This is a genomic window from Butyrivibrio sp. WCD3002 (genome assembly GCF_000424265.1).
In the GTDB taxonomy this organism is placed as follows: Bacteria; Bacillota; Clostridia; order Lachnospirales; family Lachnospiraceae; genus Butyrivibrio.
This window is the reverse complement of record NZ_AUJO01000024.1, coordinates 1-19722: the sequence shown is the minus strand read 5'-3', so window position 1 is coordinate 19722 and position 19722 is coordinate 1. Positions and strand designations below refer to the sequence as shown.

The following is a 19722-nucleotide window of genomic DNA, read 5'->3' as shown; positions in this document are numbered from 1 at the left end:
TAGCATGTTTTGAACAGTGAGTAATGAGGGAAACATGAAAAGACGAGTTGTATTAGTTGCGCTTGCATTATGTCTTGTGGCTGGATGCGGTAATAGAAATGAAACTGTTATAGACAATGAGAATGGTAGCGCGGCAAGCACTGATGAAGTGGTTCAGGATGAAAATAACAATAATGTAAGCATTGAAGAACAGGTCGAGGATGAGGGTAGTTCGTTAGGATTAGATTCATCCAAAATCATAGAGGAACAGTCATTTGATATCAGACTAAATGGATGGGGTGACGTAAGATTTGTATCCTGTCTGCCTGATAAAGATAAGAATCCTCTGGCAGATGCTACGTTTTACCTCATGGATGGTGAGAAGGTGATTTACAAAATGCCTTCTGTTTACGAAAACGACAACAGAGAGTGGGGGCTTTTTGAGGATATTTCTTTTGTTGCATTCAAGGACATAAACGAAGATCAGAAGGATGAGGTAATTGTTGGAGAACTATACGTTACAGGTGCCGGACCGCAAGGAATGTTACCCCGTACAGAGGTGAGAATATTCGAGGATAAGGGAGATGCATTTGAATATGCTAAGGATCTAAGCGAGTATATAAATGATTCAATGCCTGATGATGGCACAATTTACGATGTTTATGAAAAAGCTGATGTGTTTAAACAGAATGGTTTAGACAACAGTTCTGATGAGGCTTCTGCTGAGGATAGTACTGCGGGAATAGGCAAATCACAGGAAGAGGGATATGATCGCACGTACCTTGAAGAAAAAGACGGTGTCTATACATACAGGCTGTCAGATGCCTCCATCATTGAAAAATATGATGAGTTGTATACAACTGCGTTTTCCAATTTCATTGACTCTTATAATGAAGTGATGAAATGGCAGAACCAGAGCTATAGATCAAAAGAGAAGTATACTGCAAATAGTCTTGTGCTAAAGAATAATGAAGAAAACAGTGTTGTCAAAACAGGCTCATATTATGAAATGGACTTTGGATTCAATCTCGATAATGTTGGTTATACTTATGTCGATCTGGATTGCGATGGAACCTTTGAGCTTATATTTGGCATTTTAAAGTACGATGAATGGATACCGGATAATGTTTTTGAAAGGGCTTATGCCCTGGTGGATGGAAGAACAGTAAAGATTTGTGAAGGTGGAAGCAGGGATACTCACTGGCTTGGATCAGATGGATATATATATGAAACAGGAAGTAGCGGAGCTGCTTATAGTGGGACATCTAGACTTCGGTTTGACAGTAAGAAGTTGCAGGTTGATGAAGATACAGATTGGGGCAGTCAGGGCTTTATAGAAGAGGAGTTCCTGGGATACTGGGAAAGGCCTGTCCATATTATTGGACCCTATTCTGATATAGATGAAGCAGCAAGGCGTCCAGAGAGTGAAATATCAGATGATGAGTGGAGAACACTTTTTGACGAATGGGATGCAAGACAGGTTGGAATAGAATGGTTGAAAATGTCTGATTATTTAACAAAGCATCATCTGTTAGAATTTTGATTTACTTTTAAATAATCCAATAGAATTAGTAATAAGTCGTGTCTATTTCGTAGTCCTTATTGCAGAAGTCATATGACATTTGCAGAAAGGGTTGCGTTTTTGGCACGACTTTTGTTCTTATGGGGCAGGAAAATATTGATTGGGAAAATAGATATCGCTTATTTGCAGAGCCGAATATATATTCACATGCCGTATCATATTAAGATTATTTCATCAACAAATTATCTAGGTCACAGGAGAACAGGAGGAGATTCTATATGACACCCAGCATTTTATTTCTTTTGGTAACAGTTACAAATGGCTGTTTTTTACTTTCCTTATATCTCAAAAAGAAAGAAGAATCTAAGAAAGATGAGGCATCTGAACTATGATCTGTCCTTATTGTGGTAATGAGATGAAAAAAGGTGTCCTTGCAGGTAGCGTACGCAGCCTTGCTTGGAAGGAGGGAGATAAAGGTCCCGGAGCCATAGACATGATTGCAGGCATTGGACGATTATCAGCTGCAAAATTCAAGCTGACTCATCTGACTATGGATTCCTACTTCTGCAAAAGTTGTAAGAAGCTTATAATAGACACTGATATCCATTAAAAAGGGAGATTGATTGAAATGATAAAAGAACATATATCAAAAATCCAGCGCGGTGAATGCAGCAAAACAGAAGTGACACTTACGGGGATATGCCTGGTCCTTGCAGGAATTGTTTTGGGCATGAAACTTGCACCATTCCGAGTTTCTACTTTTGGAAGCTTTAATGGTAACACAGGCTGCATTGATAAGCCTGAGAATCTTATGAAATTACTGAAGAAGGATAACTAACTGTAGAAAATGGGTATATTGAATGAGGTACAGGGCTTAATAAGCAGCTCGGAAAGAAAGATTACACAGTGCGAACCCGAAGGCATGGGCAATCTGGTTAGTAATGTTTATTTTACTGCTATTTGAAAGACATAAACGCGAAGGTAAGAGGCATAGTTCATAAGGAAGGTTGGAATAATGGATATAAATTACGCTTTAGCACTATATAAAGAACTTGAGGCATATCTGAAAAAATATGGAGATCAATCCATCGTCTTTCATTACAGTAGTCTGGTGGATGGAATAGCTGTTCTTGAAGCTGATTATTCGGATGAGGATAAAGAGGACTGTATTCTGACTTTGTATGAAAGGCTATATCCTGGAAGGGGAGGACTTACTGATTTTTTCATAAATAGTGAGGATCCGGAACAAAGAAAAGCATTAAACGAACAATTATCCCACATCCAGCTAGAGTTGTGGAAAATAGTAAAAGACAAAATAGTCGAGCATAGTAGCCCGGGTAAATTTAGACATGAAGAAGCATAATAATATGGATTCAAACGAGGAAGAAGGCCATGTTCTACAATGCAAAGAATGAAAATATAAAATTTGATGGAACAGACTGTGATTATATAAGCTTTGGAACCGGTGATAAGAACCTTATCATGCTCCCAGGGGTAGGAGACGGATTCAAAACAGCAAGAGGAATCGCAGTGCCATTTGCTTTTGTGTATTCAGGATTTGCCAAGGAGTTTAAGGTCTATGTGTTTAGCAGAAGGAATAACCTTCCGGATGAATTTTCAACTGCTGATATGGCTGATGATATAGATAAGATCATGGACATGATTGGCATTAAAACTGCCAGTGTTTTCGGAGTGTCGCAGGGCGGTATGATATCCCAGCAGCTTGCTATAAGACATCCTGACAAGGTAAAAAAGCTTGTCCTTGCAGTTACTGCATCAAGGCCAAATGAACTGATGAAGGAGGCACTCGAATCCTGGATAAATATGGCAGATAATGATGATTATGCCGGAATAATGCTTGATACAGCAAAGCGTTCATATACCGGGAAGTATCTTGAACGTGGGATTAGAATGAATGCTCTTTTGGCAAGAATGAAGCCAAAGGACTATTCGAGGTTTAAGATTCTATGCAGATCGTGTATGGAACATGATGTTTATGATAGACTTTCAGAGATAAGCTGCCCAACTTTGATTATAGGGGCAGATAGTGATCTTGTTCTTGGAGGTGAAGCATCAGTTGAAATGTATGACAGGATAAATGACAGTACGCTGTATATGTATGAAGGTTACAGTCATGGAGTATATGAACAGGCCAAGGATTTTAATGGCAGGGTTATGGATTATTTAAAAAACTGAGACAGGAGTCCGTTTATGAAGATTATGGTCAGTGCCTGTTTGCTTGGACAGAACTGCAAGTATAATGGTGGCAACAATTATTGTGATAAAGTGGCTTCGTTTCTTGAGGGGCATGAAGTAATCCCTGTATGTCCTGAAGTGGAAGGTGGCCTTCCGGTACCAAGGATCCCTTGTGAAATAGTAGATGGTATAGTTACAAACAAGCAGGGTGAAAGCAAAGACAAAGAATTCAGATCAGGTGCCAAGAAGTGCCTTCAAAAAGCCATCGATGAAAAAGTTGATCTGGTAATACTTCAGTCAAGGAGTCCATCCTGCGGAGTTAAGCAGATATATGATGGCAGCTTTACAGGCAAACTCATTGAAGGAAAAGGAGTTTTTGCGGAACTACTGTCTGAGAATGGGATTAAGACTATGGATTTAAGTGACCTTTTGGAGGGATGATCTATATTAATAGGAGATTTTCACATGATCATTACATATAATGGTGAAAAATTAAGATATGTTGAAGATTATTATGGAGAGCCGGTACTCTGGATTACCAAACCTTCTCAAATTTCCATGGAACACATGAAATTTGTCGGTGGATATCCTGATGAATACTGCATTTATATAAAAGATCTTTCTGAGACTGATGTTATAAAAATCAGAGAACAAGTAGTGAATGGAGCAGAATGAGCAAAAAGAAAACACCACCAAAAATGAAACACTTCGAAGATCTGAAGAAGAACTCCAAAGCAAGATGCACCAATCTGATGTATGTAATCTACAAGGAGCAGATGAAAGAAGGCTATTCTGATGAAGAGGCTCATGCACGAGTTTTTGAACTTTTAAAGAGCAGAGGAATTCTTCTTTTTCCGGAGAATGCTGCGCAGAGATATGATCACAAGAAAAATCATTTCTCAAAACGGCTTAAGAGAGATAACGTTCCTCCAACTCTGTATAAGATGGAAGATATCTTGCAGAAGGCCAATCATACTTTGAATACCCTTGAGGCTAGTATCTTTGATCTGCAGCATATGCAGGATGACATCCAAAAGCTATCGGACTACTATGGCAGCAAGCAGTGGAGAAAAGACCTTGAGTCCGATTAGCAGGGACTGTTCCCTGATGATCTTAAAAGAGGAGTGCTGTCAGAGGATGGCATTTACAACATGCTTGAACGGAACAAGGAAGTCATGGAAATGCTGAAACCGTTTTTTGAAGATTAATGGTATTGAGATTGTCCGACAAATTGTAAAAAAGTGATTACACAAAACAGAATATAATGTGAGAAACGATTAAACATGAAGCAGCAGATCATCAAGTTGGTGGCCTGCTGTTTTTATTAGTATCTAAAACGAAAAATAGGGATTTGAAATAAAAAAAAAATATTCATTTTGTAGGTTGTAAAATTCTTTCTCTCTGTGGGTATAGGTGAAGGGGCAAATAAATCCCTTCGTCGGACTTTGAAAACTGAATAATCATTCATCAGGTACAGTCCTGTACTGTGGAGCCGCAAGGGTACGCCTTGAGCGAGATAGCCCCTCTGGAATGCCGGTAGCACCGGTATGGCGAAGATAGGTACAGGGATAATGAGACTTCCGCTCAGCCACAACTAAACGTAATGGGAGCGGCCCGGCGAGACCCGCGGGGAGGAGAGAACCTATGGAGCTGTGCTGCAGCCGCCTGATGATTTCCCGGAATCTGAAGATTCATTGTATCGGGGTGTCGAGGACAAGTAGATACGTTAATTTCGCTGGAATATTACGAGGGTGTTCCTTCTATATAACAATATGGAAGGACTCCCTCTTTACATAAAAAAGATAGAAGAAGGTGGTGATGGGGATGAATGAAATCCAGCGTGGCGAAATCTATCTTGCAGATCTTGGCGAGGGAGTTGGTTCTGAACAGAAAGGTATAAGGCCTGTTCTCATTGTACAGAACAACAGGGGGAATAAGTATTCCCCGACAGTTACAGTATTACCAATAACGACAAAGATACACAAAAGCAGTGGGCTTCCTACACATGTGATTCTTGATGGTGTGGGTGGCCTTAAAGAAAAATCAGCAACGATTGCTGAGCAGATCATGACAATTGATAAAACTAGGTTGATCGAATATATGGGGATACTCGATGAAAAGTTCATGAGAAGATATATCGATAATTCGATTTTGGTGCAACTTAATATTGATAACAAGAAAAGAGGGAAAAAGGATGGAAAGAGTAGAAAAGTACGAAATAAGACTATGCGAAAGACCGACGTTGACTGTAGAAGAAGCGGCAGCTCTCTACAATATAGGTGAAAACAAATTGAGGGATCTTACGGATCAGGATTCATGTCCATATGTCCTGTTTGTTGGACGGAAGAGACTGATAAAGAGAAAGCAGTTCGATGACTATATTGGAAAAGCTTTTTCCATATAACCGGCATCATGGAGCTTCTGAAATAAAAATGATAGTTTGAACATGTAGCAGAAATGTTTTCATGTAAGGAGGGTCCAGATGGATAAATATGATATCAGACTTTGTGAAAGGCCAACGCTTACTATCGAAGAGGCAGCAGCGCTATATAACATCGGGGAACATAAGCTGAGGGACATGACTGAAAGTGACAGTTGTACTTTTGTGTTATACGTTGGCAGGAAAAGGCTGATAAAGAGAAAACAGTTTGATGATTATATTGGAAAGACTTTTTCCATTTGATCGGCATCATGGTGTGAAACAGGTTGGTGTGCTAATTTCAAGGCATATCAACCTAGTTTTTTTGAAGGAGGAAATGAATGGAACGAAGAAAAGATTCTAATGGCAGGGTTTTAAAAGAAAATGAAACCCAGAGAAAAGATGGTACATATATGTATCGCTGGAGAAGCAGTATTGGCAAGCGGGAGACCATATATGCACCGACACTTGATAAGCTCCGTGAAAAGGAAGATAACATCCAGAGGGACAAGTACGATGGAATTCGTACAGATGCCAAAAATGTTACATTGAATGAAGTCTTCGATCTTTGGAAGATCATGAAAAAGGGACTTAAGGATAATACTTTCCAGAACTATATGTATACATGGGAGCGATTTGTAAGGGATGACATAGGAAAGAACAGAATTGTTGCCCTGAAAAAATCTGATATAAGAAGATATTATAATAAGATGCTGGATGAGAGAGGGCTTAAGGTTGCAACCATCGATAGTATACATACCGTACTCCATCAGGTTTTGGATGTTGCCGTTGAAGACGGATATATCAGAAATAACATTGGTGATAAGGCCATAAAAGAATTGAAGCAGTCAAGAAATCTTGGCTCCGAAAAGAGAATGGCCCTTACGGTTGAACAGCAGGATCTTTTCCTTGAATATCTTAGGGTGACACCTATGTATAATCACTGGTATCCGGTATTCGCTTTTATGCTTGGGACGGGTTTAAGGGTAGGAGAGCTAACTGGCCTTCGTTTCGAAGATGTTGATGAGGAGGAAGGACTGATCGATGTGAATCACACCCTAGTTTACTACCGACATTCTGATAATGGATGCTACTTTGGAATCAATACGCCAAAGACGAAAAAGGGAGAGAGAACAATCCCGATGATGAAGTCAGTAAAAGAGGCTCTGGAACAGGAAAAGGAATATCAGGAATATACCGGGATCCACTGCAAGGTGAGTATTGATGGATATACCAATTTCATTTTTGTTAATCAAAATGGAAATGTTCAGAACCAGAGTACTCTTAATAAGGCACTTAAGAGAATCATTAGAGACTGTAATCAAAAGGTGCTTGATAACAGAAAGGGAAATGAAAAGGTGATACTTCTTCCTAACTTCAGCTGCCATAATCTCAGACATACATTTGCAACGAGATTGTGCGAAGCTGGTGTAAATATAAAAGTAATTCAGGAGCTCCTGGGACATACGGATATATCAACTACGCTTGATATATATACTGATGCAACAAAGGATTTTAAAAAGAAAGAGATGCTGAATTTTGAGGAATTCATGAATAAGAAAGATAACGAATAATACATAGCGTCGTGAGTCTGATCATGGTATCGGGCACATGGCGCTATTTTCATTCCTCTTTTCCATATAAAAGGCGGTGAGTCGTTTTGATGTGATTCATCGCCTTCCCTTTCCCAGGTTATCGCCTTCTGGGAATTATTGTGACTACATGTACCTGTGGAATATGCCTGCCTTGGGCTTATACCATGGTTTATAACTGGGAGATAAAGCACACAGTAATAAATGGTCGCAGGCTACAGTTTAGTGGAAGTGCTATCGGACTGTTTGGTAATTGGATCAAGTGGCTGATTCTTTCAATAATCACCTTGGGAATCTACGGATTCTGGGTAGGAATAAAACTTATAAAGTGGAAGGTTTCACATACGGATTTTGTAAGATGATGGTGTCTGAAATTAGGCGGCTGATGATAGAACCGGAGTTATGATACATAGCGTCGTGAATTTGATCAGGAGATCAGATGCATGGCGCTAATATTATTTGGAGGTGTCATGACTAGGAAAAATGGAATACCAACATGGATCAATCTGTATTATGTGTTGGTTATGAAAGAAAGAGGAATCGTAAGATCCTTGCAGGAGTACACTGCTACGTACAAAGCAGTGATCTTAATGATTGAGGATATGGATGAAGATGAGATAGAAGCAGTAGGTAAAATCATAATGAAATCGAAGGAGCCGATAGACAGATTTAGGTGATTTCCTAGGTTATGATGTCCGCGGGTGGGAGACAAATAATTTACACCCACCCATACACCCAACTTACACCCGTTACACCCATATCTGATAAAATGCGATAAAAACTGATATGTGGGATAAACAAGGAGGAATTAGAGAATAAGAGCGTTTAAGAAGTTTTATGATGATTACAAGATGCTCAAAAGCCCTTCCCGACGCTAAAATCAAGCAAATGACACACAGCTTCGCGTATTTACCACGTTTCTCCGTGGAGAACCCGCTGAATCCAAAAATGCATTGGATTTACAACGATTCCATTGGACATCATAGTATGTCAGTGGATGAGTACGTACAGATTGCCAGCATGAAACAGGGCTTCCATGGATGAATATGTAGACATAAAAAAGTCCGAAAAATGGTCCAAAAACGACTTAAACGGGATAAAGATTTTGAGAAAAGTCTTTATCCCGGGGCAAATGTCTCGAGGAATAAGCGGTTCATATCTTTTTGAATCCAAAGAAGCTTAATTCTAATCCACATTTCTCTCTATCAAAAAGAAGAAATGTGGTTTTTTTATTTCTAAAAATCTCAATTCTTTTTTCTTAAATCACATCCTGTAACACCAAAAAACGGAGGTTACAGATGAATCGTTCAAAATCCCCACCGCCAGTTGATCTGGAAAAGTATCTGGAAGGTAAGAAACATCGCTACTGCACCTACGCCCAGGGAGCGAGGCTCTATGCGATGGCTTACTGGTCATTTGTGAATATCTGCAAGGAGGCCAAGGCAAATATAAAACTACGAAAGACTGCCCTTGTAGATCTGGATGTTCTTGATGAATACATCGAGAAAAACTGCATATTGGATTTGAAAAGAGAGGACGAAGATATGGCAAGAAGAAAACTGGTTGATAACATCGAAGAATTGGTTAAGGAAGGCAAGAAAAAGTATGTGAGGTACGCAGAAGGTGCAGAGCTCTACTCAATGGGGCTTCATACATTTGAGCAACTGGCAAAAGACGCTAAGGCTACCCGAAAGGTAAAGGGTGTGGTTCTGTGTAACACGGAAAAAATTGATGCTTTCATCGAGTCATTTGAGGAATAAGGAGGAAACTATATGTCTAAGGTCATAGCAGTAGCAAATCAAAAAGGGGGTGTAGGGAAGACCGTTTCTGCCGTAAATCTGGGCATCGGGCTTGCAAGAGAAGGCTACAGGGTACTGAATATCGACGCGGATCCCCAGGGATCAATGACAATCAGTCTAGGCTGTGATGAGCCGGACAGACTGGACTATTCCCTGGCTACAGCTCTTGTAAATATCATCAATGACGAGCCTGTGGATGTTTCACAGGGCCTCATCCACCATCCGGAAGGAGTTGACCTGATGCCGGGTAATATAGAACTTTCCAGCCTGGAGATCAGCATGACCGGTGTTATAAGCAGGGAGACGATCCTCAGAGAATATGTGGACAAGGCCAGAGAGCTTTACGACTACATTATTATCGACTGCATGCCATCTCTTGGCATGATGACCATAAATGCTCTTGCCTGCGCAGATTCTGTTATTATTCCCTGCCAGGCTGCGTATCTTCCGGTGAAGGGGCTGCAGCAGCTTATTAAGACTATAGGAAGAGTAAAGCGTCAGCTCAATCCTAAGCTTGAGATTGAGGGAATCCTCATCACTATGGTGGATAACAGAACCAATTATGCAAAAGATATTGCTGCTCAGATTTATGATGTCTATTCATCAAGCATCAATGTTTTTGAGACAGAGATCCCTTTATCTGTGAGAGCTGCCGAGATAAGCGCTTCAGGAAGCAGCCTGTACCAATATGATCCAAAAGGAAAGGCAGCATTTGCTTACACGAGTTTCATAAAGGAGGTTATGAACAATGGCACAAAGAGTTGGTCAGAAAGTAAAGCTATCTAGTATAGATGAGCTCCTCGGTGTTCCAAGCACCGAGGGGACTGTAGATCTCGATGTAATGACTATATATCCCTTTGAGAATCATCCTTTCAGGGTTGTTGATGATGAAAAGATGGATGAGCTGGTGGAAAGCATCAAGGAAAGCGGAGTTCTTACTCCGGTTCTTGTAAGACCGGATGATGAAGGCACTTATGAGATGATTTCCGGCCACAGAAGGCTCCATGCAGCTAAAAGAGCGGGGCTTAGGAAGATTCCGGCAATCATCAAGGAAATGACCAATGATGATGCCACGATTGCCATGGTTAATGCGAACATGCAGAGGGAAGAGATTCTTCCTAGCGAAAGAGCATTTGCTTTTAAGATGAAAATGGATGCAATTAAGCACCAAGGGAAAGAGTTAACAGGAACTTTGTTTCTTGAAGAAACAAAGTCAAACTCAGGGGACATTGTTGGTAAGGCAAGTGGACTAAACAGAACGCAAGTGTTTAGATACATCAGACTTACAGAACTGATTCCCAAGTTGTTGAAAATGGTTGATGAAGGAAAACTTGCCGTTTTTGTAGGAGTTGAGATTTCCTATTTTAATCATACTTATCAGCAATGGCTATACGAATACATTACCGAAAACGGCATGATAAAGCAGGAGCAGTTAATTGAGCTCAGACCTTACCGTGAAGATGATTCTCTCACACAAGAGCAGATGATAGATATTCTGATCAAGAACAGGTCCACTCCTCATGTAAGAAAGAAGATCACTTTCAACGAGCGCAAACTCAACCAGTACTTTCCTGCCTACTACTCTCAGACACAGATTGAGAAGATTCTTCTGGAATTCTGTGAGGAGTGGAAGAGAACCCACGAAAGCGAGGACAACTGACTATGATGGACTATTTCTATAATACCCAGGCTGAGCAGTTTGCTTCTGTAGAGATTCCGAAAGAACTTCTGACGGGGAAGAGCTTTTCTTCCCTGTCGGCTTCGGCCAAGATGCTGTACGCAGTTCTTTTAGATCGGATGCGTGAAGCAAAAAGGCATAACTGGTATGACGAAGAAAACCGTGTTTATATCATTTATCCGCTCAGAAAGCTGGAGGAAGATATTTCTTTTTCCAGGCACACTATTATCGACAGCATGAACGAGCTTGAAGAGTTTGGCCTTATATATAAGCTTCAGGTCAAGGGCAAACCAAGCAAAATCTACGTAAAAAATTTCAATAAGAGGCGCGTGTTTCAGTTGATAGGGTAGTGCAGAAATTGCACCACCTAAATCCACTAAGCATCGCACAAAGTCACTGAAGGGAGGAAAAAGGATTGAGCGAAAGAATCGTATTTGACTATTTCAAGGGTCAAGAATCCGAGATGCTGTCCTTTTACAGAATACCAAAGCTGTTGTTCACAAATGCCTATTTTAAGGAGCTTGACGTGTCTGCCAAGGTTCTTTACGGCCTTATGCTGGATAGGATGTCTTTATCCCTCAAGAATAAGTGGTTTGATGAACAGCAGAGGGCTTTTATCTACTTTGCACAGCAGGAAGCCTCAGAAATGCTGGGATTTGGGGACGATAAGATCCGTGTTCTCTTCAATAAACTTGAGGAATTCGGGCTTATTGAGCGCAAGAAGCAGGGCCAGGGTAAGCCAACAATCATTTACCTCAAGAAGTTCATTTCTGAAGGTATGGCGGAAGTTCAGACTCCGGAAAAAACGGGTTCTGAATCTGAAACTCATATTTCAGACCCCGGAAAAATCGGGGTCAAGACCACGGAAATATCGGAGTCAAGACCCCGTGAAATTCGGGTTCTAGACCACGGAAATTCCGACCCTAATTATAATAATACAAGTAATACTAATTTAATTACTATTACTAATCATATCTCTTCGATGAAGGCAGATCTGAATGATGAGTACAATACCTATGCTGAGATCATCAGGGAAAATCTGGCTGTTGATACCATGCTTGAGCGTTTCCCTCAGGACGCCGAGATCATCGAGGGCATATATGACCTTGTGCTGGAAACAGTCCTTTGCCAGAAGCCGAGCATATGGATCTCGAAGAACGAGTATCCTACAAACCTTGTTAAGTCCAAGTTTCTGAAGCTCAATAACATGCATCTTGAGTATGTTATGGGCTGCATGAAAGAGAATACGACAAAGGTTCGTAACATCAAAAACTATTTGCTGGCAGCGCTGTTTAATGCACCGTCCACGATGAGCAGCTACTTTCAATCCGAGCTTAGCCATGACATGGCAAGCGGCGTCGTATAGAGCCAAGTTGACATATCTGCGTAACACTCATATACTCAAAGTGTAATGATGGATGCGTAACACTCATGGGAGGATATGATATGCCAAGGATCAATCTGTCAATCAATGAAGATCTGTACAAGCAGCTTCAGAAGGCTGCAGATAAGCAGAAGGTAACTGTTAACAGCCTCATCCTGGAAGCGCTTGAGGAGAAATACAGCACAAGGGTGAGGTATGATTACACCACTGCGCTTAAGCTCATGATCTCGGAGTCACGGAAGATGGATCCGGAGTTTACACTCTCTGATCTTCCGACTTTCAAGGACGTTGACCAGGTTCTCATTGAGAACCATATCAATGAGTCACCTGCATCAGTGCGGGCCAGACTTGGCAAGATGTATAACGAAGCAGTCAAGAAAGGCGTTGTAAAGGGCGTTGAAAGAGCTGTTGTCATGAAGAACGGTGTAGAACAATTGAAGTTCCTATGCCGTGCTGCAGTGTACAGCAATAAACTAAGTAAGGCGGCTTCCAAGAAGTAGCCTGTTTCTAAATCATAGGGGGTTAAGATGGTAGGACTATTACTTGATATTGTATTGACACTTGTAATTGCCATTGTTGCCGTTGTATTCTTTGGAGTATTCAGGGCAATGCCTTTTTTCACAGGGCTTATAGCCTCGTTTGTGTTACAGTTCCAGTATCCGGCACTGAAAGACATAATACCCGGCGAGACAAGAGCAAGCACAATTGCATTGATAGCCATAGTTGAACTCATTATTCTTGTGCTGACAGTAAATGAACAGACCGGAGGACCAATGGTAAAGTTCTCCTGTGCTATGTTTGTTGGACTGATAATGGCACTTGTGCATAACAGCTATGAATGCGCAACCTGGCAGAAAGCTCTTTTTGTCACTATTATTTATCTGATCATCATGGGTATAATCGTAGCATCAAACCTGGATTCGTTCGGGATTGAATGTGATGGAGATAGAAATCTTCTGGCAAGTATAATTGTTTCAATCATGTATGCAGTGTCATTGGGATTCACATTACTTGTGATTCTCAGCACAATCTGGGGCAAGTATGTTAAATTGCACTTCTCTGAAGGCTTCTATACATCTTACGATAAGGTGGGAATGGTAATTGTGATAGTGGCAATGGTTGTTACTGTTATTGGAAATTTGGTAAGAGACCGCTTAGAGTTGGCGTGATAATAGAGAAGGTCATATTGAGGCAGAAATGCTTCAAGAAGAATAAGAGAGGACATATCATGAATGATTTAAAGGAGTGAATAGCTGTGAAACGAAAAACAACAGACGAGACCCTTGCGGAGTCTTTCTTGGAAAGAGTGTCAGTAAATGTGCTATTTTTAAGTAAGGAGGAATCGCGATCATCACATTGATTGCATGTTTTTTATAGAATATGTATAGAGTCAAGAGAATAATACCATACGCTTGTACAGTTCTGTTAGTAGCGCTGATGACACTATTTGCAGAAACTTTAAATGAGAAGGAGATTATATTTCCTGAGATAACAGCATTAGCAGTTGGATATATGGTGGCAAAAAATAGAAGCTGGAAGGTTAATGGAAAGCGTATGCTTTCACTGATAACAGGCTGTGCGATAATAGGAGTGTGCATTGTAAGATTTGTTCCGTTTGATACGTATATCGAAGTGATTTTGGCATTCACAATCGCTCAGGTAATCTTTATGTTTTCAGGAACCACGTTTGCACCATTTGTCTCAGCAATAGTGCTCCCGGTGATGATGCATACTACAAGTATAGTGTATCCTATAGCTGCATTTGTACTGACATTACTTGTAATATTGTTTCATAAACTTTTTCTATTTCAGGGAATCCGAGCAGATGAGGAATATGTTCCTGTGATGCTGAATTCCAGGGACGATATGGTAGATACTTCCATTAGAATCCTTTGTGTGACAGTAATAGCCGGTGTTGCATTCAGAACGGGTTATAGATTTGTTGTGGCACCTCCGTTACTTGTGGCATTTACTGAGTTTTCCAGGCCAAGGAACAAAACAAGAAATATGCCAGTCAAAACGGTGGCAGTGATAACTGTGTGTGCCATAATTGGTGTGATTTCAAGATATTTCTTTGCTATTTGGATAGGGCTTCCTATTACGATTTCAGCAATTGTTGCTACAAGTGGTATGCTTATCGTTATTCATTTTACTAAGATGTATATGCCACCGGTTGGCGCTATTACCATGCTGAGCATGATAATATCTGAAAGCGTACTAATCACATATCCGATTCAGATTTTTGTAGGAAGTAGCTTGATTCTTTTTCTGTCCCGGATGATTTTCATGAGACGGCAGGATAACAAGCTTTATGAAAAAGAACATGAACTTCATGCAGAATGAGTTATAGGTTGTATTTCCTCACATATTGCACGGATCTCTTCACTGAAAACAGTATCTTTGGGCCAGATGAAGGTAAAATCATGTTTTACCCTAAAGTCGTCAAGGGGGATTGTTTTCAGATATCCGGACTGCAGTCCTGATGCAACCGCTGCTTTATATAAAAAGGTGATGCCACAATCTTTTTCAATAAGGCTTATTATGGCATGCATGTTCTCCACCTGGGTAAAATTCCTAAAATCACTTGTGGAGTAATTGTTCAGGGCAAGAGCTCTTTCCAATATATTGCGCGTTCCTGAACCGGGTTCTCTTATAAGAATTCGCTCGGGAAAGAGATCTTTTATCACGCGTGGCTTCTGATTGAAAGAGTGCTTTGCCGAACAGACAGGAACGAACTCTTCTTTGCTAAAAAGCAGCGTTTCATAATCATTTTCAGGGAAATATCCTTCTACAAGTGCAAAATCTATAACACCGTCGGAGAGTTTTTTAAGAAGCTCCGATGTGTTGCCAAATGTAATCTTAAGATTAGTATCCGGGTGATTTTTTATGTAATCACTGATCGGATCAGCAATTATGTATTCTCCTATGGTCATGGTGACACCAAAAGAGATGTCTTTTAAGCCATGGTTATTCTTTGAAAGTATTTCTTTGAGACTTTCATCATCATTTTTTATCTGATTCATTTTTTTATACAGGAGTTTTCCGTTATCAGTTAGAAAAAGTTTTTTTCCATCCTGAGTAAACAGCTTTGTCCCGTATTCATTTTCAAGATGATGTATGTGCTGAGAAACAGCGGGCTGAGTAATATTCAGCTCCTTAGACGCCTTGGTGAAATTGAGGTGCCTGCAAACACATAGAAAGGTATCTATCCTGAAATCCAGCATAATCAGTCCTCCCTAACGATAAGAAATGTTTATGGATATATAATAATATATAATTTTATCTTTTTCAAAAGACAGAATAGAATAAGACCTGCGAAAGAACAGATTAAAAAGAGAGAGAGGTCTTGAGATGGATTTTTTGAAAAAGAATTACATGGGAGTAATAGTATGCTTCACTATTGCGGTTCCTTCATGGCTCCTGGGAAAGCGCTTCCCTGTCGTTGGCGGAGCGGTGATTGCAATCATTCTGGGCATGATAATAGCCCTGTTCTGGAATGACAAGGGGAAGGCGGCTGATGGAATAAAGTTTACATCAAAGATAATTCTGCAGGAGGCTGTTGTCCTCCTTGGATTTGGTATGAATCTTTCGGTCGTTCTTCAGACCGGGAAACAGTCACTTCCTATAATTATCTGCACGATTTCAACATCGCTTATCCTATCATGGATTCTTCATAAGGTTATGAATATCAAAGGAAACACAGCTACTCTTATCGGAGTTGGCTCATCAATATGCGGCGGCTCAGCAATAGCAGCTACGGCTCCTGTCATTGATGCGGATGATGATGAAGTGGCACAGGCAATTTCTGTGATATTTTTCTTTAACGTGCTGGCAGCACTTCTTTTTCCTTCGCTGGGAAAGCTTATAGGTTTTGATATCACAACAGGAGAGGCTTTCGGTATTTTTGCGGGAACTGCAGTTAATGATACTTCTTCCGTCACCGCAGCTGCATCAACCTGGGATAGTATGTGGAACCTGGGGAGTCAGACTCTTGATAAGGCAGTTACGGTCAAGCTTACAAGAACACTGGCTATCATACCTATTACACTGGTACTTGCGTATCTGAGGGCAAGGGAAGCAAAAAAGGATGGAAGTTCGACAAATGGCTTTAGCTTTAGAAGAGCATTTCCGATGTTCATAGTCTTCTTTGTGATTGCTTCAATTATCACAACTATTTGCTTGAGAGCAGGTGTCCCTTCTTATGTTTTTAAGCCACTTAAGGAACTTAGCAAGTTCTTTATAATAATGGCCATGGCTGCTATTGGCTTGAACAGTAACATAATCAAACTAATTAAATCAGGTGGGAAGCCGATTTTGCTTGGCGGCTGTTGCTGGATCGGAATAACAGTTGTCAGCCTTTTGATGCAGCATGTAATGGGAATATGGTAAAAGAAAAATAGGCGTTGACAAATACTCCCCCCTAGTATATATTGCAAATGGTAGGGGGGACTATTTTGTCGTCCCGTATTTATTGTCAAATTATGAACCAAAAAGACTATGAAATTTTTGGATGGACCTAAGGAATCCACCGCAAGCGGTACCACCCTTAGGTCGAAGAATGGAGGATACTCGAATGAAACTTGAAGAAATATTAAAGATGGTTGATCACACACTGCTTGCTCAGGGAAGCACATGGGATGAGATAAAAGAGATATGCGACGATGGTATGAAGTACCATACGGCTTCCGTATGCATTCCTCCATATTATGTGAAGAAAGCCCGTGAGTATATGGGCCCTGATATGCCTATAACAACAGTAATCGGATTCCCGAATGGAAATACAACAACTGCATCCAAGGTTTTTGAGACAAAGGATGCGCTTGCAAACGGAGCAACAGAGATCGACATTGTTATAAACATAGGGGAGCTGAAAGCTAAGAATTATAAGTTTGTTCTTGATGAGATCAATGAACTCAAAGAAGCCTGTGGCGACCATACCATGAAGGTTATCATTGAGTGCTGCCTTCTTACAGAAGAGGAGAAGATCAAGATGTGTGAGATTGTTACGCAGTCAAAGGCAGACTATATCAAGACTTCAACAGGTTTCTCAACAGGCGGTGCAACCTTTGAAGATATAGAACTCTTTGCAAAACACTGTGGTCCAAATATCAAGATCAAGGCATCAGGCGGGATTGCATCAATTGAAGATGCTGAGAAATTTATTGAACTTGGAGCACACAGACTTGGCACAAGCAGGCTGGTAAAGATTGCTAAAAGTATGTGATTTAGAAAAACTATAAAACACTGGAAATGGAATAATCAGTACATATGGACAGAAATAATATTTTGACTGAGTTTAAAAAATATACGGATCAACAGAATTGATGGCGTATCTGCAAAACTGAACCTCAAAAAGAAGCAAGCTGTTGTGAAGTACGAAAAAGAGGTAGAGGATGACACCTTGATAAAGGAGATAGAAGATCTTGGCTATAAGGTTGTTTCTGTACAATAAATAGCCGGGATATGATACTATTAGTCAACATATGAATAATAGGGAGATTACTTATGGCACATAAAAAGACAGTCAGAACAGCAGCACAGAAAAAGGCTCTGACCAACCGGTTGAAACGTCTGGAAGGGCAGATACGTGGCCTGGAAAAAATGATCGAGGATGACGTATATTGCAACGACATCCTTCAACAGTCCATGTCTGCAGCCTCAGCAATAGACGGCTTTAATCAGGAACTTCTTGGATATCACCTGAAAGGATGCGTTACGGACGGCATAAAAAATGACGATGAAGAAATCGTGGACGAATTATTGAAGACGATCCGTAAACTCATGAAATAAAAGAATTACATTCATGAGTAACTATTCCGCGATAATAAAATATGTAGGAGAAATATGCAGACATCTGAGAGTTTTCGATTAAGTGCATTATTATCCTTTTCAGGAGGATTACAGGATGCGTATACATATAATATGAGGGATAAAGTCTTTGCCAATGCACAGACCGGCAATGTTGTTTTAATGAGTCAGAACCTGATGCAGGGTAATTTTATGCAGGGGTTACACTATATGTGTCCGCTTTTTTCGTTTGCTGCTGGGATTTTTATAGCAGAGAGAATTGAAAACGAGTATAAATGTGCTGAAAAAATCCACTGGAGACAGATTATCATAATAATTGAAATGATTGCGCTTAGCATTGTCGGACTTCTCCCCATGGATATGAATATGATAGCAAATATGATTGTGTCATTTTCATGTGCCATGCAGGTGCAAACATTTAGAAAAGTACATGGATATGGATATGCAAGTACCATGTGCATTGGAAATCTGAGAAGTGGAACAGAGAGCCTTTCTAAATACCTTAGAGACAAAAACAAACAATCTTTGTACAAATCATTTCACTTCTTTGGAATCATTCTGATATTTGCTATAGGAGCAGGATTTGGCGGAGTAATATCCGGAATCATTGGGATAAAAACCATATGGATTTCGGTAGTTATACTGCTTATAGTTATCAATATGATGGTAAAAGAAGTAAGGTAAAATTGGCATACAATACGCGGTTTGCGGGAGGCGATGGTTCAGCAGGTGCTATTCTCCAACTCCGCTATAGCAGATGGAACACGTTATCAGATTCAGGTTTTTCGAGATGAATGATAGAACATAAAATCCGAAGTTATGATATGTGTGCTTGACAAAAATACTCCTATATCGTAGTATAAAACTACGATATAGGAGTATTTAATTATGAAGACAAATGGTGGATTTCTTGTTACAAAAATAAAACAGCTGGGTGATCGTATATTTGAAAGGATACTGGCAGAAAAAAACATTGATGCATTTAACGGAGCTCAGGGAAGGATTCTTTATGTCTTATGGCAGGAAGATGGTGTTCCTATTAAAATTATTTCCGAGAAAAGCGGACTTGCAATTACTTCACTTACAACCATGCTTGAGCGGATGGAAAAAAACGGACTGATAAGCCGCAAAACTGATGAAGCTGATAAGAGAAAAACTCTTCTGTTCCTCACAGATAAAGCCAAAGAACTTAAAGAAGCTTATGACTCCGTATCCAATGAGATGGGGAATATTTATTATCGTGATTTTACGGATAAAGAGATTCTTCAGTTTGAAGAGTATCTTAACCGCATCAGGGTAAACCTTGAGGAATGGAGTGACAAATGAGTATCTGTATTAAAGATCA

General features: G+C 40.2%; 28 protein-coding genes and 1 pseudogene. 28 read left to right on the top strand and 1 reads right to left on the bottom strand.

The genetic code is table 11. The features are described from left to right. Window positions 1-34: 34 nt before the first annotated feature. From G608_RS0114795 to G608_RS0114670, 22 genes and pseudogenes are all read left to right on the top strand, one after another. Entirely contained in the window at window positions 35-1522 is a 1488-nt protein-coding gene (locus tag G608_RS0114795; protein WP_026496677.1) for a hypothetical protein, read from the top strand. A gap of 367 nt (window positions 1523-1889) precedes the next feature. Then, complete coding sequence (locus G608_RS0114785) at window positions 1890-2111, top strand: PF20097 family protein (RefSeq protein WP_026496676.1); 222 nt, start codon at window positions 1890-1892, stop codon at window positions 2109-2111. Between the two features lie 18 nt (window positions 2112-2129). Next, on the top strand, window positions 2130-2339 hold the full coding sequence (locus G608_RS0114780) for a hypothetical protein (RefSeq protein ID WP_026496675.1): 210 nt from the start codon (window positions 2130-2132) through the stop codon (window positions 2337-2339). Window positions 2340-2516: 177 nt separating this feature from the next. Then, complete coding sequence (locus G608_RS0114775) at window positions 2517-2864, top strand: hypothetical protein (protein ID WP_026491393.1); 348 nt, start codon at window positions 2517-2519, stop codon at window positions 2862-2864. A gap of 29 nt (window positions 2865-2893) precedes the next feature. Then, a complete protein-coding gene (locus G608_RS0114770; protein WP_026496674.1) occupies window positions 2894-3697 on the top strand; it encodes an alpha/beta fold hydrolase in 804 nt (267 codons plus the stop codon). 15 nt (window positions 3698-3712) lie between these two features. Next, window positions 3713-4138, top strand: coding sequence for a DUF523 domain-containing protein (locus G608_RS0114765; protein WP_026491391.1), 426 nt, complete (start codon window positions 3713-3715; stop codon window positions 4136-4138). A 24-nt stretch (window positions 4139-4162) separates the two neighbouring features. Then, window positions 4163-4372: a hypothetical protein gene (locus tag G608_RS0114760; RefSeq protein WP_035795823.1), complete on the top strand. Its 210-nt coding sequence runs from the start codon at window positions 4163-4165 to the stop codon at window positions 4370-4372. After that, window positions 4369-4905: pseudogene (locus G608_RS24340) on the top strand (DUF4298 domain-containing protein). The gene G608_RS0114760 and the pseudogene G608_RS24340 overlap by 4 nt, the downstream one beginning before the upstream one ends. A 610-nt stretch (window positions 4906-5515) precedes the next feature. Then, entirely contained in the window at window positions 5516-5980 is a 465-nt protein-coding gene (locus G608_RS21390; RefSeq protein ID WP_081677445.1) for a type II toxin-antitoxin system PemK/MazF family toxin, read from the top strand. Further along, window positions 5892-6101: an excisionase gene (locus G608_RS22960; RefSeq protein WP_026496671.1), complete on the top strand. Its 210-nt coding sequence runs from the start codon at window positions 5892-5894 to the stop codon at window positions 6099-6101. Before G608_RS21390 ends, G608_RS22960 begins: the two co-directional genes overlap by 89 nt. A gap of 78 nt (window positions 6102-6179) precedes the next feature. After that, entirely contained in the window at window positions 6180-6380 is a 201-nt protein-coding gene (locus G608_RS0114740) for an excisionase (protein ID WP_026496670.1), read from the top strand. Between the two features lie 77 nt (window positions 6381-6457). Continuing rightward, window positions 6458-7690 (top strand): site-specific integrase, encoded by a 1233-nt coding sequence (locus G608_RS0114735; protein ID WP_026496669.1) that lies wholly within the window; start codon window positions 6458-6460, stop codon window positions 7688-7690. 185 nt (window positions 7691-7875) lie between these two features. After that, window positions 7876-8070: a DUF898 family protein gene (locus G608_RS0114730; protein WP_155833304.1), complete on the top strand. Its 195-nt coding sequence runs from the start codon at window positions 7876-7878 to the stop codon at window positions 8068-8070. A gap of 81 nt (window positions 8071-8151) precedes the next feature. After that, the gene (locus tag G608_RS0114725; protein WP_026496667.1) at window positions 8152-8385 is read left to right on the top strand and encodes a hypothetical protein; all 234 of its coding nucleotides are present in this window, start codon (window positions 8152-8154) and stop codon (window positions 8383-8385) included. A 621-nt stretch (window positions 8386-9006) separates the two neighbouring features. After that, window positions 9007-9468 carry a DUF6462 family protein gene (locus tag G608_RS24605; protein WP_330367047.1) on the top strand — a complete coding sequence of 154 codons (462 nt, stop codon included), beginning with the start codon at window positions 9007-9009 and terminating at the stop codon, window positions 9466-9468. Between the two features lie 12 nt (window positions 9469-9480). Then, window positions 9481-10293, top strand: coding sequence for a ParA family protein (locus tag G608_RS0114700; protein WP_026496665.1), 813 nt, complete (start codon window positions 9481-9483; stop codon window positions 10291-10293). Next, the gene (locus G608_RS0114695) at window positions 10256-11167 is read left to right on the top strand and encodes a ParB/RepB/Spo0J family partition protein (RefSeq protein WP_026496664.1); all 912 of its coding nucleotides are present in this window, start codon (window positions 10256-10258) and stop codon (window positions 11165-11167) included. Before G608_RS0114700 ends, G608_RS0114695 begins: the two co-directional genes overlap by 38 nt. Before the next feature lie 2 nt (window positions 11168-11169). Next, on the top strand, window positions 11170-11535 hold the full coding sequence (locus G608_RS0114690; RefSeq protein ID WP_026496663.1) for a replication initiator protein A: 366 nt from the start codon (window positions 11170-11172) through the stop codon (window positions 11533-11535). A gap of 65 nt (window positions 11536-11600) precedes the next feature. Continuing rightward, the gene (locus G608_RS0114685) at window positions 11601-12551 is read left to right on the top strand and encodes a DUF6017 domain-containing protein (protein ID WP_026496662.1); all 951 of its coding nucleotides are present in this window, start codon (window positions 11601-11603) and stop codon (window positions 12549-12551) included. Between the two features lie 80 nt (window positions 12552-12631). Beyond that, on the top strand, window positions 12632-13069 hold the full coding sequence (locus G608_RS0114680; protein WP_026496661.1) for a hypothetical protein: 438 nt from the start codon (window positions 12632-12634) through the stop codon (window positions 13067-13069). Between the two features lie 27 nt (window positions 13070-13096). Continuing rightward, window positions 13097-13738: a hypothetical protein gene (locus G608_RS0114675; RefSeq protein WP_026496660.1), complete on the top strand. Its 642-nt coding sequence runs from the start codon at window positions 13097-13099 to the stop codon at window positions 13736-13738. A 268-nt stretch (window positions 13739-14006) separates the two neighbouring features. Then, window positions 14007-14912: a hypothetical protein gene (locus G608_RS0114670; protein WP_022755918.1), complete on the top strand. Its 906-nt coding sequence runs from the start codon at window positions 14007-14009 to the stop codon at window positions 14910-14912. Here the strand turns inward: G608_RS0114670 and G608_RS0114665 are convergent. Continuing rightward, the gene (locus tag G608_RS0114665; RefSeq protein ID WP_022762002.1) at window positions 14900-15793 is read right to left on the bottom strand and encodes a LysR family transcriptional regulator; all 894 of its coding nucleotides are present in this window, start codon (window positions 15791-15793) and stop codon (window positions 14900-14902) included. The two genes, G608_RS0114670 and G608_RS0114665, sit on opposite strands and share 13 nt — an antisense overlap. Before the next feature lie 127 nt (window positions 15794-15920). Here G608_RS0114665 and G608_RS0114660 point away from each other — a divergent pair, with 127 nt between their 5' ends. The 6 genes from G608_RS0114660 (at window position 15921) to G608_RS0114635 (ending at window position 19703) form a co-directional block, all read left to right on the top strand. Continuing rightward, window positions 15921-16958, top strand: coding sequence for a YeiH family protein (locus G608_RS0114660; protein WP_026496659.1), 1038 nt, complete (start codon window positions 15921-15923; stop codon window positions 16956-16958). Window positions 16959-17142: 184 nt separating this feature from the next. Next, entirely contained in the window at window positions 17143-17793 is a 651-nt protein-coding gene (deoC, locus tag G608_RS0114655) for a deoxyribose-phosphate aldolase (RefSeq protein WP_022762004.1), read from the top strand. A 66-nt stretch (window positions 17794-17859) separates the two neighbouring features. Next, a complete protein-coding gene (locus G608_RS24455) occupies window positions 17860-18021 on the top strand; it encodes a heavy-metal-associated domain-containing protein (protein WP_081667329.1) in 162 nt (53 codons plus the stop codon). Window positions 18022-18074: 53 nt separating this feature from the next. Continuing rightward, the gene (locus G608_RS23315) at window positions 18075-18359 is read left to right on the top strand and encodes a metal-sensing transcriptional repressor (RefSeq protein WP_022762007.1); all 285 of its coding nucleotides are present in this window, start codon (window positions 18075-18077) and stop codon (window positions 18357-18359) included. A gap of 54 nt (window positions 18360-18413) precedes the next feature. After that, window positions 18414-19061, top strand: a complete 648-nt coding sequence (locus tag G608_RS0114640) for a YoaK family protein (protein ID WP_035773381.1) — start codon at window positions 18414-18416, stop codon at window positions 19059-19061. Between the two features lie 204 nt (window positions 19062-19265). Then, window positions 19266-19703: a radical SAM mobile pair system MarR family transcriptional regulator gene (locus G608_RS0114635; protein WP_013282512.1), complete on the top strand. Its 438-nt coding sequence runs from the start codon at window positions 19266-19268 to the stop codon at window positions 19701-19703. The last annotated feature ends 19 nt before the right edge of the window (window positions 19704-19722 follow it).